This is a genomic window from Caulobacter sp. BK020 (assembly GCF_004342605.1).
GTDB lineage: Bacteria > Pseudomonadota > Alphaproteobacteria > Caulobacterales > Caulobacteraceae > Caulobacter.
The window spans coordinates 438,013-461,492 of sequence record NZ_SLZL01000001.1 but is presented as its reverse complement, the minus strand read 5'-3'; the positions used below and the strand labels follow the sequence as shown (position 1 = coordinate 461,492).

General features: G+C 68.8%; 23 protein-coding genes and 1 pseudogene. 9 read left to right on the top strand and 15 right to left on the bottom strand.

Features of this window, described 5'->3' with window-relative positions; translation table 11 throughout:
• Positions 1–47 precede the first annotated feature (47 nt).
• Positions 48–959 (bottom strand): EamA family transporter RarD, encoded by a 912-nt coding sequence (gene rarD / locus EV278_RS02195; RefSeq protein ID WP_132086207.1) that lies wholly within the window; start codon positions 957–959, stop codon positions 48–50.
• 96 nt (positions 960–1,055) lie between these two features.
• Entirely contained in the window at positions 1,056–2,084 is a 1,029-nt protein-coding gene (locus EV278_RS02190; protein ID WP_132086205.1) for an aspartate-semialdehyde dehydrogenase, read from the bottom strand.
• 275 nt (positions 2,085–2,359) lie between these two features.
• Between EV278_RS02190 and EV278_RS02185 the strand changes: the two genes are divergently transcribed.
• On the top strand, positions 2,360–2,719 hold the full coding sequence (locus EV278_RS02185) for a hypothetical protein (RefSeq protein ID WP_132086203.1): 360 nt from the start codon (positions 2,360–2,362) through the stop codon (positions 2,717–2,719).
• 4 nt (positions 2,720–2,723) lie between these two features.
• Here the strand turns inward: EV278_RS02185 and EV278_RS02180 are convergent, their stop codons facing one another.
• Positions 2,724–3,623, bottom strand: coding sequence for a LysR family transcriptional regulator (locus tag EV278_RS02180; RefSeq protein WP_132086201.1), 900 nt, complete (start codon positions 3,621–3,623; stop codon positions 2,724–2,726).
• Positions 3,624–3,725: 102 nt separating this feature from the next.
• Between EV278_RS02180 and EV278_RS02175 the strand changes: the two genes are divergently transcribed.
• The 3 genes from EV278_RS02175 (at position 3,726) to EV278_RS02160 (ending at position 7,757) form a co-directional block, all read left to right on the top strand.
• The gene (locus EV278_RS02175; RefSeq protein ID WP_132086199.1) at positions 3,726–4,736 is read left to right on the top strand and encodes an aldo/keto reductase; all 1,011 of its coding nucleotides are present in this window, start codon (positions 3,726–3,728) and stop codon (positions 4,734–4,736) included.
• Between the two features lie 85 nt (positions 4,737–4,821).
• Entirely contained in the window at positions 4,822–6,009 is a 1,188-nt protein-coding gene (locus EV278_RS02170) for a cyclopropane-fatty-acyl-phospholipid synthase family protein (RefSeq protein WP_132086197.1), read from the top strand.
• Between the two features lie 338 nt (positions 6,010–6,347).
• Complete coding sequence (locus EV278_RS02160) at positions 6,348–7,757, top strand: amino acid permease (protein ID WP_132086195.1); 1,410 nt, start codon at positions 6,348–6,350, stop codon at positions 7,755–7,757.
• A gap of 13 nt (positions 7,758–7,770) precedes the next feature.
• Here EV278_RS02160 and EV278_RS24670 read toward each other — a convergent pair.
• The 5 genes and pseudogenes from EV278_RS24670 to glmS all read right to left on the bottom strand — a co-directional run bounded on the left by EV278_RS24670 (position 7,771) and on the right by glmS (position 14,236).
• Positions 7,771–8,521, bottom strand: a pseudogene (locus EV278_RS24670) (IS5 family transposase).
• Positions 8,522–8,710: 189 nt separating this feature from the next.
• Positions 8,711–9,361 (bottom strand): hypothetical protein, encoded by a 651-nt coding sequence (locus tag EV278_RS02150; RefSeq protein ID WP_132086193.1) that lies wholly within the window; start codon positions 9,359–9,361, stop codon positions 8,711–8,713.
• 29 nt (positions 9,362–9,390) lie between these two features.
• On the bottom strand, positions 9,391–11,892 hold the full coding sequence (locus EV278_RS02145; RefSeq protein WP_132086191.1) for a CHAT domain-containing protein: 2,502 nt from the start codon (positions 11,890–11,892) through the stop codon (positions 9,391–9,393).
• Positions 11,893–11,894: 2 nt separating this feature from the next.
• Entirely contained in the window at positions 11,895–12,299 is a 405-nt protein-coding gene (locus EV278_RS02140) for a hypothetical protein (RefSeq protein WP_132086189.1), read from the bottom strand.
• Positions 12,300–12,415: 116 nt separating this feature from the next.
• Entirely contained in the window at positions 12,416–14,236 is a 1,821-nt protein-coding gene (gene glmS / locus EV278_RS02135) for a glutamine--fructose-6-phosphate transaminase (isomerizing) (RefSeq protein WP_132086187.1), read from the bottom strand.
• Between the two features lie 215 nt (positions 14,237–14,451).
• Here glmS and glmM point away from each other — a divergent pair, with 215 nt between their 5' ends.
• A complete protein-coding gene (gene glmM, locus EV278_RS02130) occupies positions 14,452–15,798 on the top strand; it encodes a phosphoglucosamine mutase (protein ID WP_132086185.1) in 1,347 nt (448 codons plus the stop codon).
• A 132-nt stretch (positions 15,799–15,930) separates the two neighbouring features.
• Here the strand turns inward: glmM and EV278_RS02125 are convergent, their stop codons facing one another.
• The 6 genes from EV278_RS02125 to EV278_RS02100 form a co-directional block, all read right to left on the bottom strand.
• Positions 15,931–16,620: an alternative oxidase gene (locus EV278_RS02125; RefSeq protein ID WP_132086183.1), complete on the bottom strand. Its 690-nt coding sequence runs from the start codon at positions 16,618–16,620 to the stop codon at positions 15,931–15,933.
• 136 nt (positions 16,621–16,756) lie between these two features.
• Positions 16,757–16,996 (bottom strand): hypothetical protein, encoded by a 240-nt coding sequence (locus tag EV278_RS02120; protein WP_132086181.1) that lies wholly within the window; start codon positions 16,994–16,996, stop codon positions 16,757–16,759.
• A gap of 135 nt (positions 16,997–17,131) precedes the next feature.
• On the bottom strand, positions 17,132–17,434 hold the full coding sequence (locus EV278_RS02115) for a transcriptional regulator (protein ID WP_132086179.1): 303 nt from the start codon (positions 17,432–17,434) through the stop codon (positions 17,132–17,134).
• A 2-nt stretch (positions 17,435–17,436) separates the two neighbouring features.
• Positions 17,437–18,003: a hypothetical protein gene (locus EV278_RS02110; protein WP_132086177.1), complete on the bottom strand. Its 567-nt coding sequence runs from the start codon at positions 18,001–18,003 to the stop codon at positions 17,437–17,439.
• 130 nt (positions 18,004–18,133) lie between these two features.
• A complete protein-coding gene (locus EV278_RS02105; protein ID WP_132086175.1) occupies positions 18,134–18,553 on the bottom strand; it encodes a hypothetical protein in 420 nt (139 codons plus the stop codon).
• Positions 18,554–18,556: 3 nt separating this feature from the next.
• Entirely contained in the window at positions 18,557–19,300 is a 744-nt protein-coding gene (locus EV278_RS02100; protein ID WP_132086173.1) for a DUF6065 family protein, read from the bottom strand.
• A gap of 82 nt (positions 19,301–19,382) precedes the next feature.
• On the opposite strand from EV278_RS02100, the gene EV278_RS02095 reads away from it, so the two are divergent.
• The 4 genes from EV278_RS02095 (at position 19,383) to EV278_RS02080 (ending at position 22,003) form a co-directional block, all read left to right on the top strand.
• Complete coding sequence (locus EV278_RS02095; protein WP_132086318.1) at positions 19,383–19,889, top strand: prolyl-tRNA synthetase associated domain-containing protein; 507 nt, start codon at positions 19,383–19,385, stop codon at positions 19,887–19,889.
• A gap of 129 nt (positions 19,890–20,018) precedes the next feature.
• Positions 20,019–20,948, top strand: coding sequence for a co-chaperone YbbN (locus tag EV278_RS02090; protein ID WP_132086171.1), 930 nt, complete (start codon positions 20,019–20,021; stop codon positions 20,946–20,948).
• Between the two features lie 29 nt (positions 20,949–20,977).
• Positions 20,978–21,643 (top strand): LON peptidase substrate-binding domain-containing protein, encoded by a 666-nt coding sequence (locus EV278_RS02085; protein WP_132086169.1) that lies wholly within the window; start codon positions 20,978–20,980, stop codon positions 21,641–21,643.
• Between the two features lie 159 nt (positions 21,644–21,802).
• Complete coding sequence (locus tag EV278_RS02080; protein WP_132086167.1) at positions 21,803–22,003, top strand: Trm112 family protein; 201 nt, start codon at positions 21,803–21,805, stop codon at positions 22,001–22,003.
• A gap of 215 nt (positions 22,004–22,218) precedes the next feature.
• On the opposite strand, the gene EV278_RS02075 is transcribed toward EV278_RS02080, so the two are convergent.
• Positions 22,219–23,469 carry a UbiH/UbiF/VisC/COQ6 family ubiquinone biosynthesis hydroxylase gene (locus EV278_RS02075; protein ID WP_132086165.1) on the bottom strand — a complete coding sequence of 417 codons (1,251 nt, stop codon included), beginning with the start codon at positions 23,467–23,469 and terminating at the stop codon, positions 22,219–22,221.
• Between the last annotated feature and the right edge of the window lie 11 nt (positions 23,470–23,480).

Below are 23,480 nucleotides of genomic sequence, written 5' to 3'. Positions count from 1 at the left end.
GGCGGAGGCTACGACGGGTCTCCCCGCCGCGCCACCTGTCCCGAAGGCTAGACCCTGGTCACCGCCCGCGTCCGCTTCCAGGCCCCATAGGCGAACGTCGCCACGCCCAGCCAGATGAACACGAACGACAGGGCCCGCATCGGGGTGAAGGCCTCGCCCAGCGCCACGCCGATCAGGAACTGCAGGGTCGGGGCGATGAACTGCAGGAAACCCATGGCGCTGAGCGGCATGCGGCGGGCCGACCAGGCGAACAGGGCCAGGGGCACGACCGTCGCCGGCCCGGCCAGCAGCAGCAGGGTGGTCACCCCCGCGCCCGTGGCGAAGTGGCCGGCGCCCGTCGCCTGCAGGTGCAGCACATAGACCAGGCCGGGCACGGCCAGGTAGACGCATTCGATGAACAGGCCCGTCTGGGCGTCGGCCTTCACCTGTTTGCGCAGGATGGCGTAGAGGCAGAAGCTGAAGGCCACGCCTAGCGAGATGATCGGCAGGTGGCCCAGGGCGGCGGTCTGGATCGCCACGCCGATCACCGCCAGGCCGATGGCGATCGCCCCCTCGCGGCTGATCCGTTCGCGGAACAGCAGGGCGCCCGCGGCCATGTTCATCAGCGGGTTGATGTAATAGCCCAGACTGGCCTCGATCACGTGACCGGCGGTGACCGCGAACACATAGATCGACCAGTTGATGAAGATCGCCGCCGTGCTCAAGGCCAGGATCCCCAGGGTGCGGGGCTGGCGCAGCACGGCCGCCACCTGCCCGCCCTGGCCGGCCATCAGCACGGCCAGGAACGCCCACGGCGCGGCCCACAGGGTGCGGTGAGCGACCATCTCCCACGCGCCGACGCCCAGCAGGGACAGCAGGTGGAAATAGAGCGGCAGCACGCCCCACAGCAGGTAGCAGCCCACCCCGGCGATCAGCGCTGTCCGGGCTTCGTCCGGGCTCTTGGTCAAGTCCGCCGACATGGCGTCGTTCCTCGTATCGCAAATGAAAAGGGCTCCCGGGACCTTCAAGTCCCGGGAGCCCCTGAGATCGTCCACCCGCTGGTTGCGGAGGGCGGCCTAGGCCGGGAGTTTCTGCTTGATGAGGCCCTTCTCATGCAGCAGCTGCGCGATCTGCACGGCGTTCAGCGCCGCGCCCTTGCGCAGGTTGTCGGCCACGCACCACAGCGCGACGCCGTTGTCCACGGTCGGGTCGGTGCGGATGCGCGAGACATAGACCGGGAACTCGCCGGCGCTTTCCTTCGGCGTCATGTAGCCGCCGTCCTCGCGCTTATCGACCACCACCACGCCGTCGGCGTCGCGCAGGATCTCGCGGACGTCGTCCTCGTCCAGCGGGGTTTCGAACTCGATGTTCACCGCCTCGGCGTGGCCGACCATGACCGGCACCCGCACGCAGGTGGCGGTCAGCTTGATCGACGGATCCAGGATCTTCTTGGTCTCCGCCATCATCTTCCACTCTTCCTTGGTGAAGCCGTCTTCCATGAAGACGTCGATGTGGGGGATGACGTTGAAGGCGATCTGCTTGGTGAACTTCTTGGGGGCCGGCGCGCCCAGGACGAAGACGCCCTTGGTCTGCTCCCACAGCTCGTCCATGCCTTCCTTGCCCGCGCCCGACACCGACTGGTAGGTCGAGACGACGACGCGCTTGATCCTGGCCTCGTCGTGCAGGGGCTTGAGCACCACCACCAGCTGGGCCGTGGAGCAGTTGGGGTTGGCGATGATGTTCTTGGGCAGGCTGTTGACCGCGTCGGGGTTCACTTCCGGCACGACCAGCGGCACGTCCGGGTCCATCCGGAAGTGGCTGGAATTGTCGATGACGATCGCGCCCGCGGCGCCGATCTTCTCGCCCCAGGCCTTCGAGATCGACCCGCCCGCGCTCATCAGCACGATGTCGACGGTCGAGAAGTCGAAGGTCTCCAGGTCCTCGCAGCGAACGATCTGGCTGCCGAACGAGACTTCCACGCCGATGGATTTGCGCGAGGCGATGGCATGCATCCTGTCCACGGGGAATTTCACTTCCTCGAGGATGTTGAACATTTCACGGCCCACATTGCCCGTGGCGCCGACCACGGCGACCCGGTAGCCCATCGCAGCCTCCAATTCGTCTCTTGAGCCCGCCATCGGCGGCGGGAGCGGACCCGTTACGCCCCGCAAGGCGCATAAGCAAGAACAGCCTTTCTAATGCGACGCTTAGCGCGGGGTGTTCAGGGAAGATTTCACCTCTCAACGACCGGAGAGACACGCGCCCTGCAAGGGCTCTACAATCACTCCTGGACGGGGGCGGGCGCCGGTCGGTGCTTCCGGCTTGACCCGCCACGCCCTTTGAAGAAGCGTGCGAAGCGGCCGTGGTAGGGAGCGTCGTCATGCGGTTGAAAGCTGGACTTGCCGTCGCGCTCTTGATGGCGAGCTTGAGCGGCTGCGCCAGCAGGCCGCGCCTGCCGGCGACGCCGCTGTTCGCCGGACTGACAGGGGCAGATTGGGAAGACGCCAAGGCCACACAGCGGCTTCGACAGCAGATAGGCGAACGCTTTCCGATCGGGACACCGGAAGCCGGCCTGGCTGACTATCTGTCCAGCCAGGGCATGGGACCCGTGAAGGACCGCTCCTTTTCAGCGGGCGCGGTGGGCTTGTGCAAATCGCCGGTCCTGATTTCCTGGACGGTCGATGGAGCCGGCAGGATATCGGACCTCTCCGTCTTCTATTCTGACACCGGCTGCCTCTAGGGACTCAGCGCCCCGCGCGTTCCGCCTTCACGAAGTCCACGAACGCCCGCAGCGGCGCGGGCATGTGCCTTCGGCTGGGATAGTAGAGATAGGGCCCGCTGAACGGCGGCAGCCAGTCGTCCAGCACCGTCTCCAGGCGTCCGGCGGCGATCGAGCCGGCCACGAAGCCCTCGAAGGTGGCCAGTAGGCCCACCCCCGCCTCGCAGGCGGCCAGTTCCAGCTCGCCGCTGTTGGTGATCAGGGGGCCCTCGGGCTGGACGCGGATCACTTCGCCGTCCTTCTCGAACTCCCAGGCGTAGCTCGTGCCGTGGGTGAAGCGGTGGCGGATGCAGGCGTGGGCCAGGACGTCGCGCGGATGGGCGGGCCGGCCGTGGGCGGCGAAATAGGCCGGCGAACCCACCACCACGAACCGTTGCGGCCCGGCCAGGGGCACGGCGATCATGTCCTTCTCCAGCCGCTCGTCATAGCGCGCGCCGGCGTCGTAGCCGGCCGCCAGGACGTCGACGAAGGCGTCGTCGGCGGTGATCTCGGCCCGCACGCCCGGATGGGCCGCCAGGAAACGCGGGATCAGATCGGGGAAGACGATCCGCGCCACCGCGCCGGGCACGTTGAGCTTCAGCACGCCGGTCGGGCTGTCGCGGAAGGCGTTGACCTCGTCCAGGGCCAGGCCGACGTCGGCCAGGGCCGGGGTCAGGCGCGCCAGCAACCGCTCGCCGGCCTCGGTGGGGGTGACGCTGCGGGTAGTGCGGTTCAGCAGGCGCACGCCGAGATCCGCCTCCAGCCGGCGCAGGGCTTCGGACAGCGACGAGGCCGAAACCCCACGCTGGGCGGCCGCGCCCCGGAAACTGCGAGCCCGAGCGACGGCGGTGAAAGCGTCGAGATCGGCGAGGTTGGGTTGAGCCATTGTGCGATTTTCCGAACGGCTTGTGCCGCAATGGCCGGATTATCGCACACGATGCGACGGCGCATAGTCCCCGCCATCGAACACCTCTCCGGAGACTTCACCATGCAAACGCGTCAACTCGGCAAGACCGGCCCCGTCGTTTCCGCCCTGGGTCTGGGCACCATGGGCATGTCGGGCATGTACGGCCCGTCCGACCGGGCCGAGAGCCTGGCCACGATCGACGCCGCCCTTGAGGCCGGGATCACCCTGATCGACACCGGCGATTTCTACGGCATGGGCCACAACGAGATGCTGATCGGCGAGGCGCTGAAGGGCGGCCTCCTTAAAGGAAATAGGCGCGACAAGGCCGTGCTCAGCGTCAAGTTCGGCGCCCAGCGCGACCCTGGGGCGGGCTGGATCGGCTTCGACGGCCGCCCGGCGGCGGTGAAGACCTCGCTGGCCTATACGCTGCAGCGGCTGGGCGTCGACCACATCGACATCTACCGTCCAGCCCGCCTGGACCCCCAGGTGCCGATCGAGGACACGGTCGGGGCGATCGCCGAAATGGTCCAGGCCGGCTTCGTGCGCCATATCGGCCTGTCCGAGGTCGGGGTCGAGACCATCCGCAAGGCCCACGCCGTCCATCCGATCGTCGACCTGCAGATCGAATACGCCCTGATCACCCGCGGGGTCGAGGACAAGATCCTGCCGGTGCTGCGCGAACTGGGCATTGGCATGACCGCCTATGGCGTGCTGTCGCGCGGCCTGATCAGCGGCCACTGGGACAAGGGCCAGGGCCAGGCCAAGGGCGACTTCCGCGCCTATTCCCCGCGCTTCCAGGACGGCAATGTCGACCGGAACCTGGCCCTTGTCGAGGCGCTGCGGAAGATCGCCGAGGCCAAGAGCGTCAGCGTCGCCCAGATCGCCATCGCCTGGGTGGCGGCGCAGGGAGACGACATCGTGCCCCTGGTCGGGGCCCGCACCCGCGCGCGGCTGTCGGAGTCGCTGGGCGCGCTGGACGTGACGCTGTCGGCCGACGACCTGGCCGCCATCGAACGCGCCGTGCCCCGGGACGCGGCGGCCGGGACACGCTACGCCGAAGCCCAGATGGCCCACCTCGACAGCGAGCGCTGACCGGTTCGCGGCGCGTGTTTTTCAAGGGAAGGCGGACGAAAATTTCGGTCTTTTCTCCGGCGGCGCTCGCGCTAGGGTCGCCGCCATGATCGAAGCGCTGCTGAACAAGATGGTCAAGGTCGGCGACCTGACCGTCCACCTTCCCAACGGCTCGGTGAAGAAGGCCGGCGACGGCTCGGGTCCGCCCGTGACCATGCGGGTCAACGCCCGGGGCCTGCGCCGCCTGGTGGCCAATCCCAGCCTGGGCCTGGGCGAGGCCTATATGGAGGGCGACCTGAAGATCGAGCAGGGAACCCTGTGGGGCCTGCTGGAGATCGTCGGCAAGAGCGGCGGGCGCACGCCTAAGCGCGGCACACCCCTGACCCGGGCCCGCAAGGCGGTCAAGCGCACGGTGCAGTCGGTCAACGACCGCCTCGCCTCGCGCCGCAACGTCGCCCACCACTACGACGTGGGCAACGAACTCTACAAACGCTTCCTCGACGCGGACATGCAGTACAGCTGCGCCTATTTCGCCCGGCCGGACATGACGCTTGAGGAGGCCCAGGCCGCCAAGAAGGCCCATATCGGGGCCAAGCTGAACATCACACCCGGCATGAAGGTGCTGGACATCGGCGCGGGCTGGGGCGGCCTGTCCCTGACCCTGGCCGCCGACCACGGGGCGAAGATGACCGGGGTCACCCTGTCGACCGAGCAACTGGCCCTGGCGCGGGAACGGGCGGAGAAGGCCGGCCTGTCCGACCGGGTCGAGTTCCGCCTGACCGACTATCGCGACCTGGACGAGACCTTCGACCGCATCGTCTCGGTCGGCATGCTGGAGCATGTCGGCGCCCCGAACTTCCGGACCTATTTCGAGACGGTCAAGCGGCTGCTGGCCGACGACGGCAGCGCGGTGATCCACGCGATCGGCCGCATGAGCGGGCCCGGCGCCACCAACGCCTTCACGGCCAAGTACATCTTCCCCGGCGGCTACATTCCGGGCCTGTCGGAGATCGTCAAGGCGGTCGAGGCGGCCGGCCTGTGGATCACCGACATCGAGATCCTGCGCCTGCACTACGCCGAGACCTGCAAGCACTGGCGGATGCGCTTCCTGGCCGATCCCGACATCCCCGTCATGTTCGACGAACGGTTCCGGCGGATGTGGGAGTTCTACCTGTGCGGGGCCGAGCTGGGCTTCCGCTATGGCGGCCACATGGTCTTCCAGATCCAGGTCGCCAAGAAGGTCGGCGCCTTGCCGATCACCCGCGACTACATGTTCGAGGGCGAGCGCGGGTAAGTCGGCTTTCGAGCCTGAGGGGGACCGGTGGCCGCCTTCCTGCCCCCTTGTATCTGGATCGCGGCTCGAAGGCGTGATGGCTTTGAGCAGCGATCAAGATACAAGGGTGATCCCGACCCTGGGCGAAGATCCCGCCCCTGGGCCAGACGGTGTTGCCGCGCGGGTGGCGGGCGCCGGTGACGATCTGGTCGTCGGCCACCCGGTCGAAGACATAGATCACCTCGACATGGCTGAGGGCGTCCAGGTCCAGCTTCGAGGCGGACGGGCGCGAAGGCAAGTTGATGTCGGGTGCAGGGCGAGGCTAGTTTGCCGCCGCCTTCCAGACCTCGAGGATCTCCATGGGCCAGTTTCGCGCGGCCGACCTTCTTCGCCGCAAGCCCGTGGGCCAGGTCGTCGCCGAGGGCGGCGAGCATCTCCCCGAAGAGGGCCTGCACCGCTCGATCGGCCTGTTCCAGCTGACCATGCTGGGCGTCGGGGCGACGATCGGCACCGGCATCTTCGTGGCCCTGACCACCGCCGTACCGGCCGCCGGGCCGGCCGTGGTCGTCAGCTTCGTGATCGCCGGGATCACCGCGGCCCTGACGGCCCTGTGCTACGCCGAGCTGGCCTCGACCATTCCGGTGTCGGGCTCGTCCTACAGCTACGCCTACGCCACCCTGGGCGAGTTCGTGGCCTTCATCGTCGGGGCGTGCCTGCTGCTGGAGTACGCGGTGTCGGCCTCGGCGATCGCCGTGGGCTGGGGGCAGTACCTGAACGAGATGTTCTCCGACCTGATCGGCTGGCGCATGCCCGACGCCATCGCCAAGGCTCCGGGGGCGGGCGGGGTGTTCAACCTGCCGGCCGTGGTGCTGGTCGGGGCATGCCTGATCCTGCTGCTGCGCGGGGTGAAGGAATCGGTGACGGTCAACGCCGTGCTGGTGGTGTTGAAGCTCTTGGTGCTGCTGTTCTTCGTGGTCATCGCCTTCAGCGGCTTCCACGCCGGCAACCTGACGCCGTTCATGCCGATGGGCGTGGCCGGGGTCGGCGCGGCGGCCTCGTCGATCTTCTTCTCCTATATCGGCATCGACGCGGTCTCGACGGCCGGCGACGAGGTCAAGGATCCGCGCCGCACCCTGCCGCTGGGCATCATCCTGTCCCTGCTGATCGTCACCGGCGTCTACATCCTGGTGGCCCTGGCCGCCGTCGGGGCCCAGCCCTGGACCGCCTTCGCGGGCCAGGAGGCCGGACTGGCGGTGATCCTGCGCAACCTGACCGGCCAGGCCTGGACCTCGCTGATCCTCTGCGTCGGGGCCATCGTCTCGATCTTCTCGATCACCCTGGTGGTCATGTACGGCCAGACCCGCATCCTTTACGCCATGAGCCGCGACGGTCTGCTGCCCAAGGTGTTCCAGCGGGTGAACCCCAGGACCCAGAGCCCGGACCTCAACACCTGGATCGTGGCGGCCTTCATCGCGGCTCTGGCGGCCTTCGTGCCGCTGGACACCCTGGTCAACCTGACCAGCATGGGCACGCTGATCGCCTTCGCCATCGTCTCGCTGGGCGTGATCATCCTGCGCCGGACCCAGCCGGACCTGCCGCGCGGCTACCGCGTGCCCCTGTATCCGCTCGTGCCGGCGCTCAGCGTGGCGTTCTGCGGCTACCTGATCTACGGCCTGCCGCTGGACACCTGGATCCTGTTCGCGGTGTGGGTGGCGGGGGCCTGCCTGGTCTATTTCGGCTATTCGGTGAAGCGATCGAAGCTGGCCTAGGACGAATCCACATTCAGCGCAGCCAGAGCATGACGGCGGCGAGGTGGATGAAGGCGAGGAAGTGGACGCTCAGCCTGTCGTAGCGGGTGGCGAAGCGGCGGAAGTGCTTGAGCTTGTTGAAGCAGCGTTCGATGCGATTGCGTCCTTGTAGGCGACCTCGTCGTGCGGGATCGGGACCTTGCGGGAGCGGGTTGAAGGGATCACGGCCGCAGCCTTCATGTCGGCGATGGTCTGGCGCAAGTCGTTATTGTCATAGGCTTTGTCAGCGAGCACCGCTTCGGCGTCGAACCCCTCCAGCAGGGCCTTGGCCGAGAGGCAGTCGTGGCGCTGGCCGGCGGTGAGGATGAAGCGCAGCGGCCGGCCAAGGGTGTCGCAGACCATATGGATCTTGGTGGTCAGTCCGCCTCGGGAACGCCCCAACGCCTGACTTTGGGCCCCCCTTTTCCGCCCGCGGCCTGCTGGTGGACGCGGACCAGGGTGGAGTCGAGCATCAGGTATTTGTTGTCGCGGGCCTTGATCAGTTCGGCGAACACCTTCTCCCAGACGCCGTTCTTGGCCCATCGCGTGAAGCGGGCGTGGACGCTCTTCCATTTGCCATAACGCTCCGGCAGGTGCTGCCAGAAGGCCCCCGACCGCAGCACCCACAAAACCCCGTTGACGAACAAGCGGTTATCCGCCGCCGTCCGACCGGGATCTGTCGCCTTGCCCGGCAGAAGCGGCGCAATCCGCATCCACTGCGCCTCACTCAGCTCGTAGCGCTTCACACCCATCAATCCGCTCCGAATCAGAAAATCCGGATCGGATTGATTCAGCACTCTTCAGGCCTGGGAAGCCTGAATGTGGATTGGCCCTAGAGCAGCGCGCGGAAAAGTGGACGCTGGTTTTTTCGCAAAAGCGATGCGAAAACAAAAATCTAGAGCAAGTCGTGCGATTCCTACATTGCGCGACTTGCTCTAGCGCCACGAGGGCGGCGGCGGCCGCATGAGGTTGACCTGGTGGTCGACGATCTGCCCGGTGCTCATCGTGCCCCAGACCGGGTTCGCCACCGGCATCTGCGGCATCTGGCCCAGCTGGGCGGCCAGGTTGTTGATCAGGTCGAGCCAGGGATTGGTGCGCATGTCGGCCTCGACCAGTGCGTTGAGGCGAGCGATGATCGCATCGCCCAGCAGCCAGTGCAGGAACTTGAGGGTTTCGCCGAGATCGCCGTCGACGAGCGACCGGCCGGTTCGCGCCGCGCAGGCCTTGGACATCCGGTCGAGGGCGGCGAGGGTGCAATAGGCGTCGTCCAGGACGCCGATCATGCCCAGATGGTCGGGAACGACGTCATTGGCCTCCGCCCAATAGGCCACGAGTCGTTTGGTCAGTTCGGCGACGACCCGTTCGTAGCCGGCGCCCTTCGCCGCGGCGCCCGCCGCGCTCAGGGTGTTCGGCACGATCGACAGGACGGCCTTGGTCTGGTCGATCAGGAACCGGGCGTCATCGTCGGTCATCGCGCCGCCGATGTCCCGCGCGTGCTGCAGCAACGCCGCATGGACGCTGTGGTGGCGGTCCTCGTGCTGTATCGCCAATTGGATCTTGGCGGCGATCATGCCGGTGTCCTTCATGTGGATGTCTCGCCTTCGGTTTCGGAGCGTCACCTGGTGGAATAGAGACAGAAGCCCGCCCATTCGTGGGGCCTGAACCGCGCGTCGGCGAGCATCGCGTCCTGGGTCGCGGCCAGCGCCGCCAGCGGCGGCGCGCCGGCGATCCGACGCTGGTGGTAGTCGCATTGAAACGCCGCGCTCGCGGCGTCCTCGGCCTCGGTGATCGAGACGAGCAGGGCGCCGGCGCCGGCTTCGAGGAAGCTCGCGGGAAGGCCGACAACGTCGTCGCCCAACAAGGCCACGTCGCCGACCGCCGTCGGGCGCAGGGCGGTGCTGCACGCCGACAGGGTGACTTCGGCGAAGGCCAGCGGTCGCGTGGCGATCTCGGCGGCGGTCAGGCGCCGCCGGTGGAGCTTCAGTCCCGATCCGGCCGGATCGTCCCGGGCGAAGACGCCGTGGCCCGAGACATGGAGGACGCCGTCCTTCGCGGCCGGATCGTCCAGCAGATCCCGAAAGCGGGCGAGCGTCGCCTCCGCCCCGACCGAAGACGGTGCGAGCAGGCCCCCGTGGGCGGCGTAGAGCGCGGCCAAGGCCTCGATCTCGGGCAGGGTGTGACGCAGCTGCTCGTCCTCGGGCGTCCCCGTTTCGTCGGGAGCGCCGATCAGGGCGAGCTTGGCCGCCGCGATCGGGCGGGCCGCCAGCGGGGCGATGGCCGCCAGATTGGGCGCGACCCCGACCGGAACCGCCTGGCACAGGCGTCCGTCCCGGAACTTCAGCATCGCCCAGGGGATCAGGTTCAGCTCGGCGTGGGGCGCGATCAGCAGCGTGTCGGCCGCGACCGCGCGCGCGAGCAGCCGCGGGGGAACCAGGGCTTCGGCGCTCAGGCGCAGCCGGGCCGGATCGAAATCGACGGTCGATTGATCGGCCGACGGCTGAGACAGGTTGCCGGCGTAGCGCCGGATCGCCTCTTGGGTCGCGGCGTCCAGCGTGATCGCCTCGACCTCGGCGGTGTCGAAAAGGAGGGTCGCGACGATCCGGTCGCCGAGCCGGTAGAGGCTGAGGGCCGCCTGGCCGCGGGTGCGCAGGTCGGCCAGCGTCGCCTCGACGTCGAGCGGGGTCGGCGCGAGGGCTTCGGCCGCGCTCAGGTCGATCCGTCGACGCTCGATCATCGCTGCGCGGTCGGCCTGCGCCCGGACCGCGACGGGGTCGTCGGCGGCGTTCCGGTCGATCACCTCCCCCAGCCTGTCGAGGCGGTCCACCCAGGCCGCCGCTGGCGGCCACGGCGGCCCGGCGGCAAGCGCCGGGGCCAGGAAGCGTGACTTGACCGCATCGACGTACCAAGCGCAACGGCGCGCGTCGCCGTGACGGACGGCGAGGTCGATGGCCTCGTCGAACATCGGCTTGCGCTCGCGCAGGAACAGGTTGTCGAGCCGATAGCCGAGCGAGACGCGCCGGACGCCGTCGACCGCCTCGATCGCCGCGTCGTAGGCCGCGAGCGCTGTACGAGGGTCACCCGCCGCGATCGCCGCCTGGGCCAGGCGCCAGTGCGCCTTCCACACGGTTTCGCGGTTGTCGGCCAGCACCTCGCGGGCGACCGCTTCCTTCGCGTCGATGACCGCCTCGGCGCCGCGCCCCAGGCTGGTCAGGACCTGGGCGCGGAGCGTCTTCAGCATGCCGGTCTTGTTGCGCAGGATCTCCGACTCCTGGAATCCCGGCGCCGCCGCATCGAGCAGCGCCAGGGCGGCCGAGGCCCTGCCGCGGGCCAGTTCGATCTTGGCGCGATAGAACGCCGCCGCCGGAGCGATACCCAGAGCCTGGAAGGTCGGCGTCAAGGCGTCGAGGCCGGCTTCGGCCTCGGCCAGGGCCGCGCCGCCGGCCTCGGTCGCGACGATCATCCCCTCGAGGCGCAGTTCGAAATCCTTGCCCTCGAGCAGCAGCCGCTGGATCGGATCGGCCTTCGCCTGTCGGTCGGCCAGACGGGCCAGCGCTTTTTCCCTTTCGGCCCGCGCACGAGCCGCGTCGCCGAGCCAGCGATAGGCTTCGGATAGCTTGGCTTCGACCGCGATGACGGGATCGACCTGGACAGCCGCGGGCCAGCCCGCCGTCGCCTCCAGATCGCGCGCGGCCAACAAGAGCGCCAGGGCCTGGGCGAAGGAGCCCCGCGCGAGCAGGTGGCTGGCGACGTTGATCCGGGCACGGATTTTCAGGTCGGCGTCGCTCGCCTCCGCCACGCCGATGCAGCGATCGAACGCGGCCTCCGCGGCCGTGAGGTCGCCCGCCAGCGCCAGCCAGTCTCCGAGCATGCCGTATTCGTTCACCGCCATTTCGATCGTGCGGCGCAATTGAGGGCCGGCGGCGGGGGTCTCGAGATCGATCAGCTGGTCGATGAGCGAGCAGAAGACACGCTGCGCGGCGATCTTGCCGGCGGTGTCGTCGGGCGCGGAGGCCAGGATCATCTGGACCTGGCGCTGAGCCGCGCCGACCTGCACGATCATGTCGGCCTGCCGGCTCATCGCGAGCATTTCCGTCTTCAGCCGCGCGACCTCGTCCATGCTCAGTTTCCCGCGCGGGCCCGCGCCAGTTCCTCGATCAGCAGGGCGATGAGCTTGTCGCGGTTGTCTTCCGTCACGGCGGTCTTGCCGTCCGGACCGGCGATCGCCACGACCGGAGCCGGCGCCTGGGCTGCCGCGGAAGGCCGAGCGGCGCGCGCGTCGGTCCACGCCAGCATGCGATCGACGATCTTGGTGGCCAGGTCCGCGCCTTCGACGACGCTCGAGGCGCCCTTGAGAACCACCAGGGCGGCCGGAGCCCACTCGACGATCAGCCGGATCGTGTCGACAAGCTCTCCGCTCTTGCGCGTCTCCTGCCGGAGATCGCCGCCCAGGGCCTCCTGCAGGCCCTCGATCGTCGCCTGGTCGGCGCCGCCCGAAATCGTGATCGTCAGACTCGGCGTCTCCATCGTGCGCCCTCCGCCACGATGACCCTTGGTCGCCGACAAAGTACTCCAGCGCGCATCGCGCCCAAATCACAACCTTGTGGAGGTGATCGATTTCCGCGAAGGCGCGCGGCCGGCGCCTATTCCACCGTCACGGACTTGGCGAGATTGCGCGGCTGGTCCACGTCCGCCCCCTTCACCACGGCCACGTGGTAGGCCAGGAGCTGGATCGGGGCCGACATCACCAGGGTCGAGACCAGCGGGTCGCTGGCCGGGGCGGTGACCACCACCCGGGCGCCGGCCGGGGCGTGCCGGGCGCCTTGCGGGTCGGTGATGAACACCACCTGGCCGCCGCGGGCCATCACCTCGCTCATGTTCGAGGCCGACTTCTCGAAATAGCTGTCATAGGGGGCCAGGATGATGATCGGCGTCTGGTCGTCGACCAGGGCGATCGGGCCGTGCTTCAGCTCGCCGGCCGCGTAGCCCTCGGCGTGGATGTAGCTGATCTCCTTCAGCTTCAGCGCGCCTTCCAGCGCCAGGGCCGACATCGGGCCGCGGCCCAGGAACAGCACGTCGCGGGCCTTGGCGATGTCGCTGGCGATCTCCTTGAGGGCGTCCTCCAGGCCGATGGCCTCGGCGATCAGCCGCGGGGCCTCCAGCATCAGCCGGACCATCCGCTGCTCCTCGGCCGCGTCGATCGCGCCGCGCGCCTTGGCGGCGGCGACGGCCAGGGCGATCATCACGCTGACCTGGGCGGTGAAGGCTTTGGTCGAGGCGACGCCGATCTCGGGGCCGCAATGGATCGGCCAGACCACGTCGACCTCGCGGGCCATGGTCGATTCCTGGGCGTTGACCACCACCGCGCTTTTCATGCCCTTGGCCTTGCAGTAGCGCAGGGCGGCCAGGGTGTCGGCGGTCTCGCCCGACTGCGACATGGCGATGACCAGCGAGCCCGGCCGCAGGGCCGGCTGGCGGTAGCGGAATTCCGAGGCGATCTCGACATCGACCGGCAGGTCGGCCAGCTGCTCGATCAGGTACTTGCCGATCACCCCGGCGATGTAGGAGGTGCCGCAGGCGACGATCTGGATCCGCTCCAGCGCCTTGAAGTCGATGTCGCCGGGCATGGCGGTGCGGGCGGTCAGGGCGTCGACATAGGCCGAGATCGTCCGCTGGCAGCCCTCCGGCTGGTCATGGATCTCCTTTTCCATGAAGTGCCGGTAGTTGCCCTTCTCCATCATCACCGCCGAGGCGGGGACCAGCTTGACCGGCCGGGTCACGGCCGCGCCAGCCGCGTCGAAGATCCGGGCTCCGTCGTGGTCGATGGCCACGTAGTCGCCTTCCTCCAGATAGATCACCCGGTTGGTGAACGGGCCGACGGCCAGGGCGTCCGAGCCCAGGAACATCTCGCCCTGGCCCTCGCCGACCACCAGCGGGCTGCCGCGCCGGGCGCCCAGGATCAGGTCGTCCGCGCCCTCGACCAGCACCGCCAGGGCATAGGCGCCGGTCAGGCGGTCCAGGGTGGCCTTGAACGCCTCCAGCGGGGCCAGGCCGGTGGCCAGCTCGGCGTCGATCAATTGGGCGATCACCTCGGTGTCGGTGTCGCTCTCGAACGTGCGGCCGGCGGCCTGCAGCTCGGCCTTCAGCTCGGCGAAGTTCTCGATGATGCCGTTGTGCACCAGGGTGACGCGGCCGGCCGTGTGGGGGTGGGCGTTGGTGACGGTGGGCGCGCCGTGCGTGGCCCAGCGGACGTGGCCGATGCCGTTGCGGGCGGCCAGCGGCTGCTCGGCCAGCACGGCTTCGAGGTTCTTGATCTTGCCCTGGGCCCGGCGGCGCTGGACCTTGCCGTCGACGACGGCGGCGACCCCGGCCGAGTCGTAGCCGCGATATTCGAGGCGCTTGAGGCTGTCGACCAGGCGTCCGGCGACGGGTTCTTTTCCGACGATGCCGATGATGCCGCACATGGGCCATGATCCTTTGTAGAACGCCGTGCCAGGGACTATGGCTGTGACACGGTTATTTCGCGCTGGGCCTTTAGCATTCGTGCAGGTCCAGCCCTCATAAATCTGCATTTCGGATCATTACGGTGTCCGATCTAGACCCTGGGGTCATTCCGGCGGAATGATCCGGACCAAACAATGAGAGCGTGACGGCGTCACGCCCGGGCGAGACCAGACCAATGAGCAAGCGCGCCTATTTCGGCACCGACGGCATCCGCGGCCAGGCCAACAAGCATCCGATGACCGCCGAGGTCGCCCTGCGGGTCGGCCTGGCGGCCGGCAAGCTGTTCCGCTCGCAGGACGACCGCCGCCACCTTGTGGTGATCGGCAAGGACACTCGGCTGTCGGGCTACATGATCGAGCCGGCCCTGGTCGCCGGCTTCGCCAGCGTCGGCATGGATGTGCGCCTGTTCGGCCCGCTGCCCACCCCGGCCGTGGCGATGATGACCCGCTCGATGCGCGCCGACCTGGGCGTGATGATCAGCGCCAGCCACAACGACTTCGCCGACAACGGCATCAAGCTGTTCGGCCCCGACGGCTACAAGCTGTCGGACGAGCAGGAGCTGAAGATCGAGGCCCTGATGGACGAGGGCCTGCAGGAAGGCCTGGCGCCGCCGCGAGGCCTTGGCCGGGTCAAGCGCATCGACGACGCCCAGGCCCGCTATGTCGAGATCGTCAAGGCCACGTTCCCGCGCCACCTGTCGCTGTCGGGCCTGAGGGTGGTGATCGACTGCGCCCACGGCGCGGCCTATCGCGTCGCGCCCACGGCGCTGTACGAGCTGGGCGCCGAGGTGATCGAGGTCGGGGTCTCGCCCGACGGGACCAACATCAACGCCGAGTGCGGCTCGACCCACCCCGAAGCCATGGCCAAGATGGTGCGCGAGTATCGCGCCGACATCGGCGTGGCCCTGGACGGCGACGCCGACCGGCTGGTGATCTGCGACGAGAAGGGCGTGGTGGTCGACGGTGACCAGATCATGGCCATCATCGCCCTGGCCCTGGCCAAGGCCGGCAAGCTGAAGTCGGGCGGCGTGGTCGCCACCGTGATGTCCAATCTCGGCCTCGAGCGGCTGATGACCGACAACGGCCTGAAGCTGGAGCGCACCAGCGTCGGCGACCGCTATGTGATGGCCCGCATGCGCGAGGGCGGCTTCAATATCGGCGGCGAGCAGTCGGGCCACGTGATCCTGTCGGACTTCTCGACCACCGGCGACGGACTGATCGCGGCCCTGCAGGTGATGGCGGTGCTGATCGAGAGCGGCCAACCGATGAGCGCCCTGGGCCGCCAGTTCGAGCCCGTGCCGCAGCTGCTGGAAAACGTCCGCTTCGCCGGCGGCAAGCCGCTGGAGCACAAGACCGTCAAGGAAGCCATCGCCGACGGCGAGGCCCAGCTGAACGGCGCGGGCCGCATCGTGGTCCGCCCGTCCGGCACCGAGCCGCTGATCCGCATCATGGCCGAGGGCGACGACCCGGCCCTGGTCAAGAAGGTGGTCAGGTCGATCGTCACGGCGGTGAAGGCGGTCTGAGGCGTTCGACGCCGAGGTCGAAGGACCGGGATCACGCGCGGCGTTCAGTGCTCGGAAAGCGCCCCCAGGCGGCACAACGCCCCGAGGGTTGAACCCTCGGGGCGCGCGCAGGGCCTGAGCTGGCGGGCGGCGTCAGGCCGCCGTCTTCCAGTTCGGCTCCAGCACCACGTGCGGCGGGCAGGGCGCGATGTCGCCGTGCGGCAGGCCGCGCAGTTCGTTGGCGAAGCCGTGGTTGACGTCGCGGTGGTGAGCCTCGTCGGCCCGCACCACCTCGACCACGTCGCGCAGGGTGGCGCCGGCGGGCAGGTTCCAGTAGTCGAGCGCGATTTGCGGGGCGGCGACGTTAGGGCTGCGGCCCTCGTCGATCTCGGCCAGGTAGTGGGTGTAGCTGATCACCGCCTCCTCCTCGAAATAGCCGACCACCCGGTGGGCGGTCCTGGAGCTGACCAGGTAGAGGCCGAAGAAGAACAGGTAGAACACCCACTGGGCGGCCACGACCACGAAGCGTTCGAACATCGTCGGCCTGGCCACCTGGATGAAGGTCATCAGGTGCATCCGCTCGTTCTCGGCCTCGTCCATCAGGGTCTTGATCCAGCCCCGGTCGTCCTCCATCCGGCGCAGGCACTTCAGGTGGTTCAGCGTCGCGCCGACCATGCCGGGCACGGCGGCGACGGTCTCCAGGACCACGGCCCGGTGGCCGTAGCGCTTGGCGAAGAAGGTGTCGGCGAAGAAGCGCAGCAGCTTGACGAAGCCGTAGGCGACGCGGTCCGAGGCGCCGGCGGGCTGGTGGTGGACGGTCAGGTCGACGGCTGGGCTGGTCATGATGGTTTCCCCGAAAGGGCCGGTCCGCCTCGGGCCGGTCATGACGCCTTGGTACGCCCCGCGAAGGTCGGGCGAAATTCGGGAGCGCCCCCTAACGGACGCTCCCTAAGGACGGCTACGTATTCCTGTTGGCCGTCTAGTTGGGCCACTGGGTGTTGCCGCACCATTCCCGCTCGACGGTCGCATACTGGGTCTGCTGGCCGGCCAAGGTGTAATTGCCGTTGCAGGTCAGGACCGACGAGCCGACCTCGTCGGTCTTCGCCTCGTCGGAATAGTAGTAAGTCACCACTGAATAGGCCGGCAGGGCCAGGGCGACGCCCGCCGCCACGCTCGACGCGAGGAGGACGCCGGCCAGAATTTTGATTTTCGTCGCCATTTTGAGCGCCATGACCATTTCGCCTTTCACTGAGGGACGCGAGATGCGACCCATGGTTGCGACTCCGATGGTGAAGGCAACGCTCGCGCCACGCAAGCGATGATAGTAATTTGAATAGTGCCGATTTAAGATTGATCAATCCCCGTCCACCCCCTCGACCACGGCGCGCAGATAGTCGACGTGGCGGCGGAAGGCCTTGCGGCCGACCGGGGTCAGGGCGACGCGGGTGCGGGGCTTCTTGCCGACGAAGTCCTTGGCGATCTCGACATAGCCGGCCTTCTCCAGGGTGGTCAGGTGGCTGCCCAGATTGCCGTCGGTGGCCTGGGTGACGGCCTTGAGGCGCGAGAACTCCACCGGCTCGGCGTCGCGCTCGGCGTGCAGCGCGGCCATGATCTTCAGCCGCAGCGGCTGGTGGATCAGTTCGTCCAGCTGCGCCACGCTCACGCCCTCCGCAGCCACAGGCCGCCGACGAACAGCCCGCCGCCGCCGACCGCCGCCATCCAGAAGGCCAGCCACGGCTGGAAGAAGAACCAGCCCACCAGGCTGGCGGCGGACACCGCCGCGCCGATCCACAGGTAGCGGGGCGCGAAGGCGACGCCGACCCCGGCATAGACCAGGCCCGTGACCAGGCCCGGAAAGACGATGGCGGGCTCGACCGAGGTCGGCCGGAACACGGCGTAGGTCGCCGCCACGAAGGCCAGGATCGCGAAGGCGCCGGCCGCGGTCTTCCAGCCGTTCGCGGCCCTGGCCCCCGCCGCGACCTCTCGCTTGCCCCGTCGGCTCAGGAGGATTGTCGCCGCGACGCCGATCGCGTCCAGCACCAGCCAACTGACGCCCCACCGATCGGGCGCCAGCAGGCCCATGGCGCAATAGCCCAGCGCCCAGACCGCGCCCCAGGCCATCAGGATCGGTCCGCCGATCTGATAGCCCTTCAGCAGACGGCCGCGGCCGGCCGTGCTCTCGATATCGGCCAGCGCGGACGCCGCCTCGCTCTTGGAAATGCCCATCGCACCCTCCGTTGAAGTTCGCGCTCAGAGCGCTCTGTTATGCAGAGTTACCATGATTGCGAACTCTGTCAAGCAGAGTATTCTGCAGACGCTGTCGTGCCCGGAGGCCGGGGCGCTCCCGGGCGGCTTTCTAGGTAAAGACCTCGACCCGATCCTCGGCCGGCCGATAGGGGCGCCCGAACAGCGCCCAGCTCATCTTGCGCCAGTGGGGCAGGGTGCAGGCGAGATAAACGCCAAACGGGGCCCACATCAGGAGAAGGCCAAGGACGGAGGTGGAACCCACGTCGAAGTTTCCGGTCAAGGCCCGGCCGATGACACTCCACGCGATCGTCGCGACTTGCAGCACGATCGGCCAGCGGCTGAGACGGACCAGTGCGACGGCGTGATAGATTACGAAGACGAGCGTCACGACGAGCAGCGCCACGACCGCTCCGCCGCCGGTCGACCATGCGTTCATCGTCCAACGAAGGGCCGGCGCCAGGGCGCCGAGCGACCAGATCGCGGCGATGATCCAGATCGACAGCGGCGTGCGATGCGCGCGCCTCTTCATCGACTACCCGACCTTCGGCGCCTTGAGCCGCCGCTTGTTGACGTGGGCCGCGGGGGCCGGGGCCTCGATCTCCTCGGGGAACTCGCCCTTGAAGTAGAAGCGCTGCCAAGCCTCCTTCATCGCCTCCGGCTCGCGCTTGAAGATCCGGGCGTTGAACTCGCCGCGCTTGGCGGCCCAGGCGTCGTACTGGCCGCGCAGGTCGGGGTTGGAGTTCATCGACCGGATCACCGGCTGCACCTGCTCCAGCGGCTTGTCCTGGATCATCATGAAGAAGCAGAACGGCTCGCCCTTCTCGAAGCGCACCGTGCCCGGGCGGGTGAAGATCCAGTTCATCGTGAAGGGGAACGGCAGCCAGTCGGTCTCGACCAGCCCCGCCAGCGGCTGGACGCCGTCCTTGACATGGTTGGGCGGGCCCATGGTCCAGATCGACCAGCCGGGCGGGGTGCGGAACAGGTAGCCGGTGTGGAAGGTGATGGTGCCGCGCGAGAAGTGCGACTTGACGAAGTCGTCGAAGCCCGGATGCGGGTGGTCGGCGCGGAAGGTGATGCAGTTCTGGTGCGCCCCGCCGTCCCAGGTCGCCGTGAAGCCGACCGGGCACAGGATCTCCCAGCCGGTGGTGTTGGCCATGGTCAGGGGCAGGCAGCGATAGGGATGGCGGTCGGCGAAATGGTCCATCCAGGCCCGTTGCGGTCGGCCCGGCACGATCTCCGGCGGGCGGGCCTCGGTGGGGTAGCACTCCAGTTCCATGCCGGCTCTCTTCTTCCCTGGCTGTCTTGCGTCTGGTCTAGCGGGCGGGGGCTCGGCTAGGAAGTCCCTCATGACCACCTCGATGAAGAGCCGGGCCGACCTGTTCGCCTTTCTCGACGCCCACGGCGTCGCCCATTCCACCCTCGACCATCCGCCGGTGTTCCGCGTGGAGGAGGGGCTGGAGATCAAGGCGGCCCTGCCCGGGGGCCACACCAAGAACCTGTTCCTCAAGGACGCCAAGGGCCAGCTGTGGCTGATCTCGGCCCTGGGCGAGACGGCGATCGACCTCAAGCGCCTGCACACGGTGATCGGCTCGGCCCGGCTGTCGTTCGGCAGCGCGGAGCTGATGCAGGAGACCCTGGGCGTCACGCCGGGCTCGGTCACCGCCTTCGGCCTGATCAACGATGTCGAGCGTCGCGTGCGCTTCGTGCTCGACGCGGCCCTGGCCAAGGCCGATCCGGTCAACTTCCACCCATTGGCCAACGACGCCACCACGGCGGTTTCGCAGAACGGCTTGCGCCGGTTCCTGGCGGCGCTGGGGATCACGCCGATGATCGTCGATTTCGCGGCGATGACGGTGGTTCATTAAGCCGATCGACCGATTGCGAACCGCGCCCCGAGGGACCATCTTGGCCGCCGAGAGGGGACGCCCGCGTCCCGCCCCCGCCGATCCATTCGGCGCCCCGTGCGTTCAAGACCCGCGTATTAGAGAGACCCCATGGCCCTGATCGGCGACACCCCCGCTCCCATCCAAGCCGGCGCTCCCAATGGGCAAGGGGGCGCCAAGAGTCCGCACATCAAGGACGGCACGGACGCCAGCTTCATGGCCGACGTGATCGAGGCGTCGAAGACCCAGCCGGTGATCGTCGACTTCTGGGCCACTTGGTGCGGTCCGTGCCGCCAGCTGACCCCGGCCCTGGAAAAGGCGGTCAACGCGGCCGGCGGGGCGGTCAAGCTGGTCAAGATCGACGTCGACAAGAACCCCGGCTATTCGGGCCAGCTGCGCGTGCAGTCGATCCCCACCGTCTACGCCTTCGTCAACGGCCAGCCGGTCGACGGCTTCCAGGGCGCCCTGCCCGAGAGCCAGGTCAAGGCGTTCATCGACCGCCTGGCCGGGCCGCCGGCCGAGAGCGACGTCGACGCCCTGCTGGCTATGGCCAAGGAGTCGCTGGATCTCGGCGACCTGGGCGGCGCGGCCCAGGCCTTCGCCCAGGTTCTGCAGAGGGATCCGGCCAACCTGAAGGCCATCGGCGGCCTGGCCCGCTGCTACCTGGCCGGCGGCGACCTGGAGGGCGCCCGCGAGGTGGCGGCCACGGCCCCGGCCGACGCCAAGGATCCGGACCTGGAAAGCGTCCGCGCCGCCCTGGCCCTGGCGCAGGACGCCCCGTCCGAGACCGCGCCGTTCGAAAGGCGCCTGGCCGCCGACGCCGACGACCACGAGGCCCGCTTCGAGCTGGCCAAGGCCCTGGCCGGCGCCGGCCGTCTCCAGGCCGCGTCCGACCATCTTCTGACCATCATCGAACGCGACCGTGCCTGGAACGACGAGGCGGCCCGCAAGCAGCTGCTGACCGTCTTCGAGGCCGCCGGCTACGCGTCGGAAGTGGCCAAGGCCGGCCGCAAGCGGCTGTCATCGATCCTGTTCAGTTAGGCCGGGTTGGTCGGATAAGGGAGCGTCGCATGCCAGGATCCTATCGAAGGGCGGACGACCTGCCGCTGGTGATCCCGGTGTTCCCGCTGGACGGCGCCCTGTTGTTGCCGGGCGGCCAGCTGCCGCTGAACATCTTCGAGCCGCGCTATCTGAACATGTTCGACGACGCGATGTCGGGCGAGCGGATCATCGGCATGGTCCAGACCCGTCCGGGCGGCGACGCCGAGCGGCCGAACCTGGCGCCCGTCGGCTGCGCTGGCCGGGTGACCAGCTTCGCCGAGACCAGCGACGGCCGCTATCTGGTCACCCTGACCGGGGTGTGCCGGTTCCGCCTGGGTGAGGAGCTGCCGGCCCGCGGGCCCTACCGCCAGGTGCGCGCCGATTTCGCGGCGTTCGAGGACGATCTGCGGGAAGGGGCGCCCGACAGCGGCGCGAGCAGCGACCCTTCGTCCCTGCTGGACGCCCTGCGCCGCTATCTCGACCATCGCGGCCTGGCCATCGACTGGAGCAGCGCCGAGGCCGCGCCGTCCGACGCCCTGATCAACAGCCTGGCCATGGCCCTCCCGTTCGAGCCGGTCGAGAAGCAGGCCCTGCTGGAGGCCCCGACCCTGGCCGACCGCCGCGAGACCCTGGTGGCCCTGCTGGAGATCGACGCGGCGGCCGGCGACGACGAAGACCCGACGATGCTGCAGTAGCGCCGTGCGTCCTTCGAGGCTCGGCTGCGCCTCGCACCTCAGGATGAGGATCGTGGATTGGTGACGAACTCCTCATCCTGAGGCGCCCGCGCCCGCGGGCCTCGAAGGACGCACGGCGCCGCCGTTTCCTTCCTCGCGAAAACCCCTTAGAACGCCCCGATGACCAGCCAGCCGCCGCCCCCGCCCGCCGATCTCGACCCGCGCCTCCTGGAGGTGCTGGTCTGCCCCGTCAGCCGCGCGCCATTGTTCTACGACCGCGCCCGGGGCGAGCTGATCAGCAACGCGGCCAAGCTGGCCTATCCGATCCGCGACGGCGTGCCGATTATGCTGCCCGAGGAAGCCCGCAGTCTGGAGGATTAGACAGTCCTCCGCCGCCCTGGCGCTGGTCTCATCCTCTTCCAGCCACCCTTTCAGCCGTCATTCCGGGCCTTGTGCCCGGGACCCCTTTGTCGCAGCAGGTGCGGATGTGTGGCGCGCCGGCGCGCCAAGGCGCTTCACCGTTAGCTGAAACAGAGGTTCCGGGCACAAGGCCCGGAATGACGGACATTCTGGGGGCCGAGCTAGGAGAGGCGACCCTAGAGCGCCAGGCCCCGCAGCAGCCGGGGCAGGTCGCCCACCCCGCCGCCGGCCTCGTGCATGAAGAACCGCCGGGCCGGGGCGATACGGTTCACCGCCGCCATGCCCGCGCCGCGCGCCAGGCGCAGCAGCGGGTTGTCGTTGGAAAACAGGCGCACGAAACCATCGAAGGCCAGGGCGTTGGACACATTGTCGAACCGCCGCCAGCGGGCGTAGCGTTCCAGCGTGGCCTCGGCGCCGATGTCCTCGCCGTGGCGCAGGGCCTGCGCCACCACCTCGGCCAGGGCCGCGGCGTCCTTCAGGCCCAGGTTCAGGCCCTGGCCGGCGATCGGGTGCACGCCGTGGGCGGCGTCGCCGATCAGCGCCAGGCGCGGGGCGACCAGCCGCTCGGCCAGCGACAGCGACAGCGGATAGACGAAGGTCGGGCCGGCCATCTCGACCGTGCCCAGGAACTCGCCGAACCGTCGCATCAGGTGGGCGTGGAACGCTTCGGGCGAGGCGTCGCGCAAGGCTTCGGCCCGGTCGGTGCTCTCGGTCCAGACAAGGCTGGCGCGATTGTCCGTGAGCGGAAGAATGGCGAACGGGCCGCTGGGCAGGAAATATTCGTGAGCCACGCCCTGGTGCGGATGCTGCATCCGCACGGTGGCCACCACCCCGCTCTGGCCGTAGCTCCAGCCGATGTCGCCGATGCCGGCGGCCTTGCGCAGCACGCCGTTGCGCCCCTCGGCGCTGACCACCAGCGGGGCGCTGAGGGTCCGGCCGTCGGTCAGGGTCAGGGCGGCGCGGGCGGGGGTGACCTCCAGGGTCCTGGCGGCGGCCGGGGCCAGCACGGTGATCCCCTTGTCGACCACGGTCCGGGCCAGGGCGGCGCGGATCTGGCGGTTCTCGATCAGGTAGCCCAGCGGCTCGCCCTCGGAGCGGTCGGCGATCTCGCCGCTATCGAACCGCAGGAAGAACGGCGAGGGTCCGCGCGAGGCCGCGCCCGGCGTCTTGCCGTCGGTGACCAGGATCTGCTCGATCCGCTGGGCGTGCGGCGCCAGCGCCTCGCCGGCCCCGATGGCCCGCCACTGGCGGAACGACGAATAGGCGATGGCCGACGAGCGGCCGTCGAAGGTCGCCGCCAGCTGGGCGTCGAACGGCTGGGGATCGACCAGCAGGGCCTTGACCCCGGCCGAGGCCAGGGCGAGCGCCAGGGTGGTCCCGGCCATGCCGGCCCCGGCGATGATGACGTCGGCGTCGTGGTCGCGCATGGGCGGATATG

Coding starts and splice junctions, on each gene's coding strand:
- rarD (WP_132086207.1), bottom strand. CDS start 959: ATGTCGGCGGACTTGACCAAGAGCCCGGACGAAGCCCGGACAGCGCTG.
- EV278_RS02190 (WP_132086205.1), bottom strand. CDS start 2,084: ATGGGCTACCGGGTCGCCGTGGTCGGCGCCACGGGCAATGTGGGCCGT.
- EV278_RS02185 (WP_132086203.1), top strand. CDS start 2,360: ATGCGGTTGAAAGCTGGACTTGCCGTCGCGCTCTTGATGGCGAGCTTG.
- EV278_RS02180 (WP_132086201.1), bottom strand. CDS start 3,623: ATGGCTCAACCCAACCTCGCCGATCTCGACGCTTTCACCGCCGTCGCT.
- EV278_RS02175 (WP_132086199.1), top strand. CDS start 3,726: ATGCAAACGCGTCAACTCGGCAAGACCGGCCCCGTCGTTTCCGCCCTG.
- EV278_RS02170 (WP_132086197.1), top strand. CDS start 4,822: ATGATCGAAGCGCTGCTGAACAAGATGGTCAAGGTCGGCGACCTGACC.
- EV278_RS02160 (WP_132086195.1), top strand. CDS start 6,348: ATGGGCCAGTTTCGCGCGGCCGACCTTCTTCGCCGCAAGCCCGTGGGC.
- EV278_RS02150 (WP_132086193.1), bottom strand. CDS start 9,361: ATGAAGGACACCGGCATGATCGCCGCCAAGATCCAATTGGCGATACAG.
- EV278_RS02145 (WP_132086191.1), bottom strand. CDS start 11,892: ATGGACGAGGTCGCGCGGCTGAAGACGGAAATGCTCGCGATGAGCCGG.
- EV278_RS02140 (WP_132086189.1), bottom strand. CDS start 12,299: ATGGAGACGCCGAGTCTGACGATCACGATTTCGGGCGGCGCCGACCAG.
- glmS (WP_132086187.1), bottom strand. CDS start 14,236: ATGTGCGGCATCATCGGCATCGTCGGAAAAGAACCCGTCGCCGGACGC.
- glmM (WP_132086185.1), top strand. CDS start 14,452: ATGAGCAAGCGCGCCTATTTCGGCACCGACGGCATCCGCGGCCAGGCC.
- EV278_RS02125 (WP_132086183.1), bottom strand. CDS start 16,620: ATGACCAGCCCAGCCGTCGACCTGACCGTCCACCACCAGCCCGCCGGC.
- EV278_RS02120 (WP_132086181.1), bottom strand. CDS start 16,996: ATGGCGACGAAAATCAAAATTCTGGCCGGCGTCCTCCTCGCGTCGAGC.
- EV278_RS02110 (WP_132086177.1), bottom strand. CDS start 18,003: ATGGGCATTTCCAAGAGCGAGGCGGCGTCCGCGCTGGCCGATATCGAG.
- EV278_RS02105 (WP_132086175.1), bottom strand. CDS start 18,553: ATGAAGAGGCGCGCGCATCGCACGCCGCTGTCGATCTGGATCATCGCC.
- EV278_RS02100 (WP_132086173.1), bottom strand. CDS start 19,300: ATGGAACTGGAGTGCTACCCCACCGAGGCCCGCCCGCCGGAGATCGTG.
- EV278_RS02095 (WP_132086318.1), top strand. CDS start 19,383: ATGAAGAGCCGGGCCGACCTGTTCGCCTTTCTCGACGCCCACGGCGTC.
- EV278_RS02090 (WP_132086171.1), top strand. CDS start 20,019: ATGGCCCTGATCGGCGACACCCCCGCTCCCATCCAAGCCGGCGCTCCC.
- EV278_RS02085 (WP_132086169.1), top strand. CDS start 20,978: ATGCCAGGATCCTATCGAAGGGCGGACGACCTGCCGCTGGTGATCCCG.
- EV278_RS02080 (WP_132086167.1), top strand. CDS start 21,803: ATGACCAGCCAGCCGCCGCCCCCGCCCGCCGATCTCGACCCGCGCCTC.
- EV278_RS02075 (WP_132086165.1), bottom strand. CDS start 23,469: ATGCGCGACCACGACGCCGACGTCATCATCGCCGGGGCCGGCATGGCC.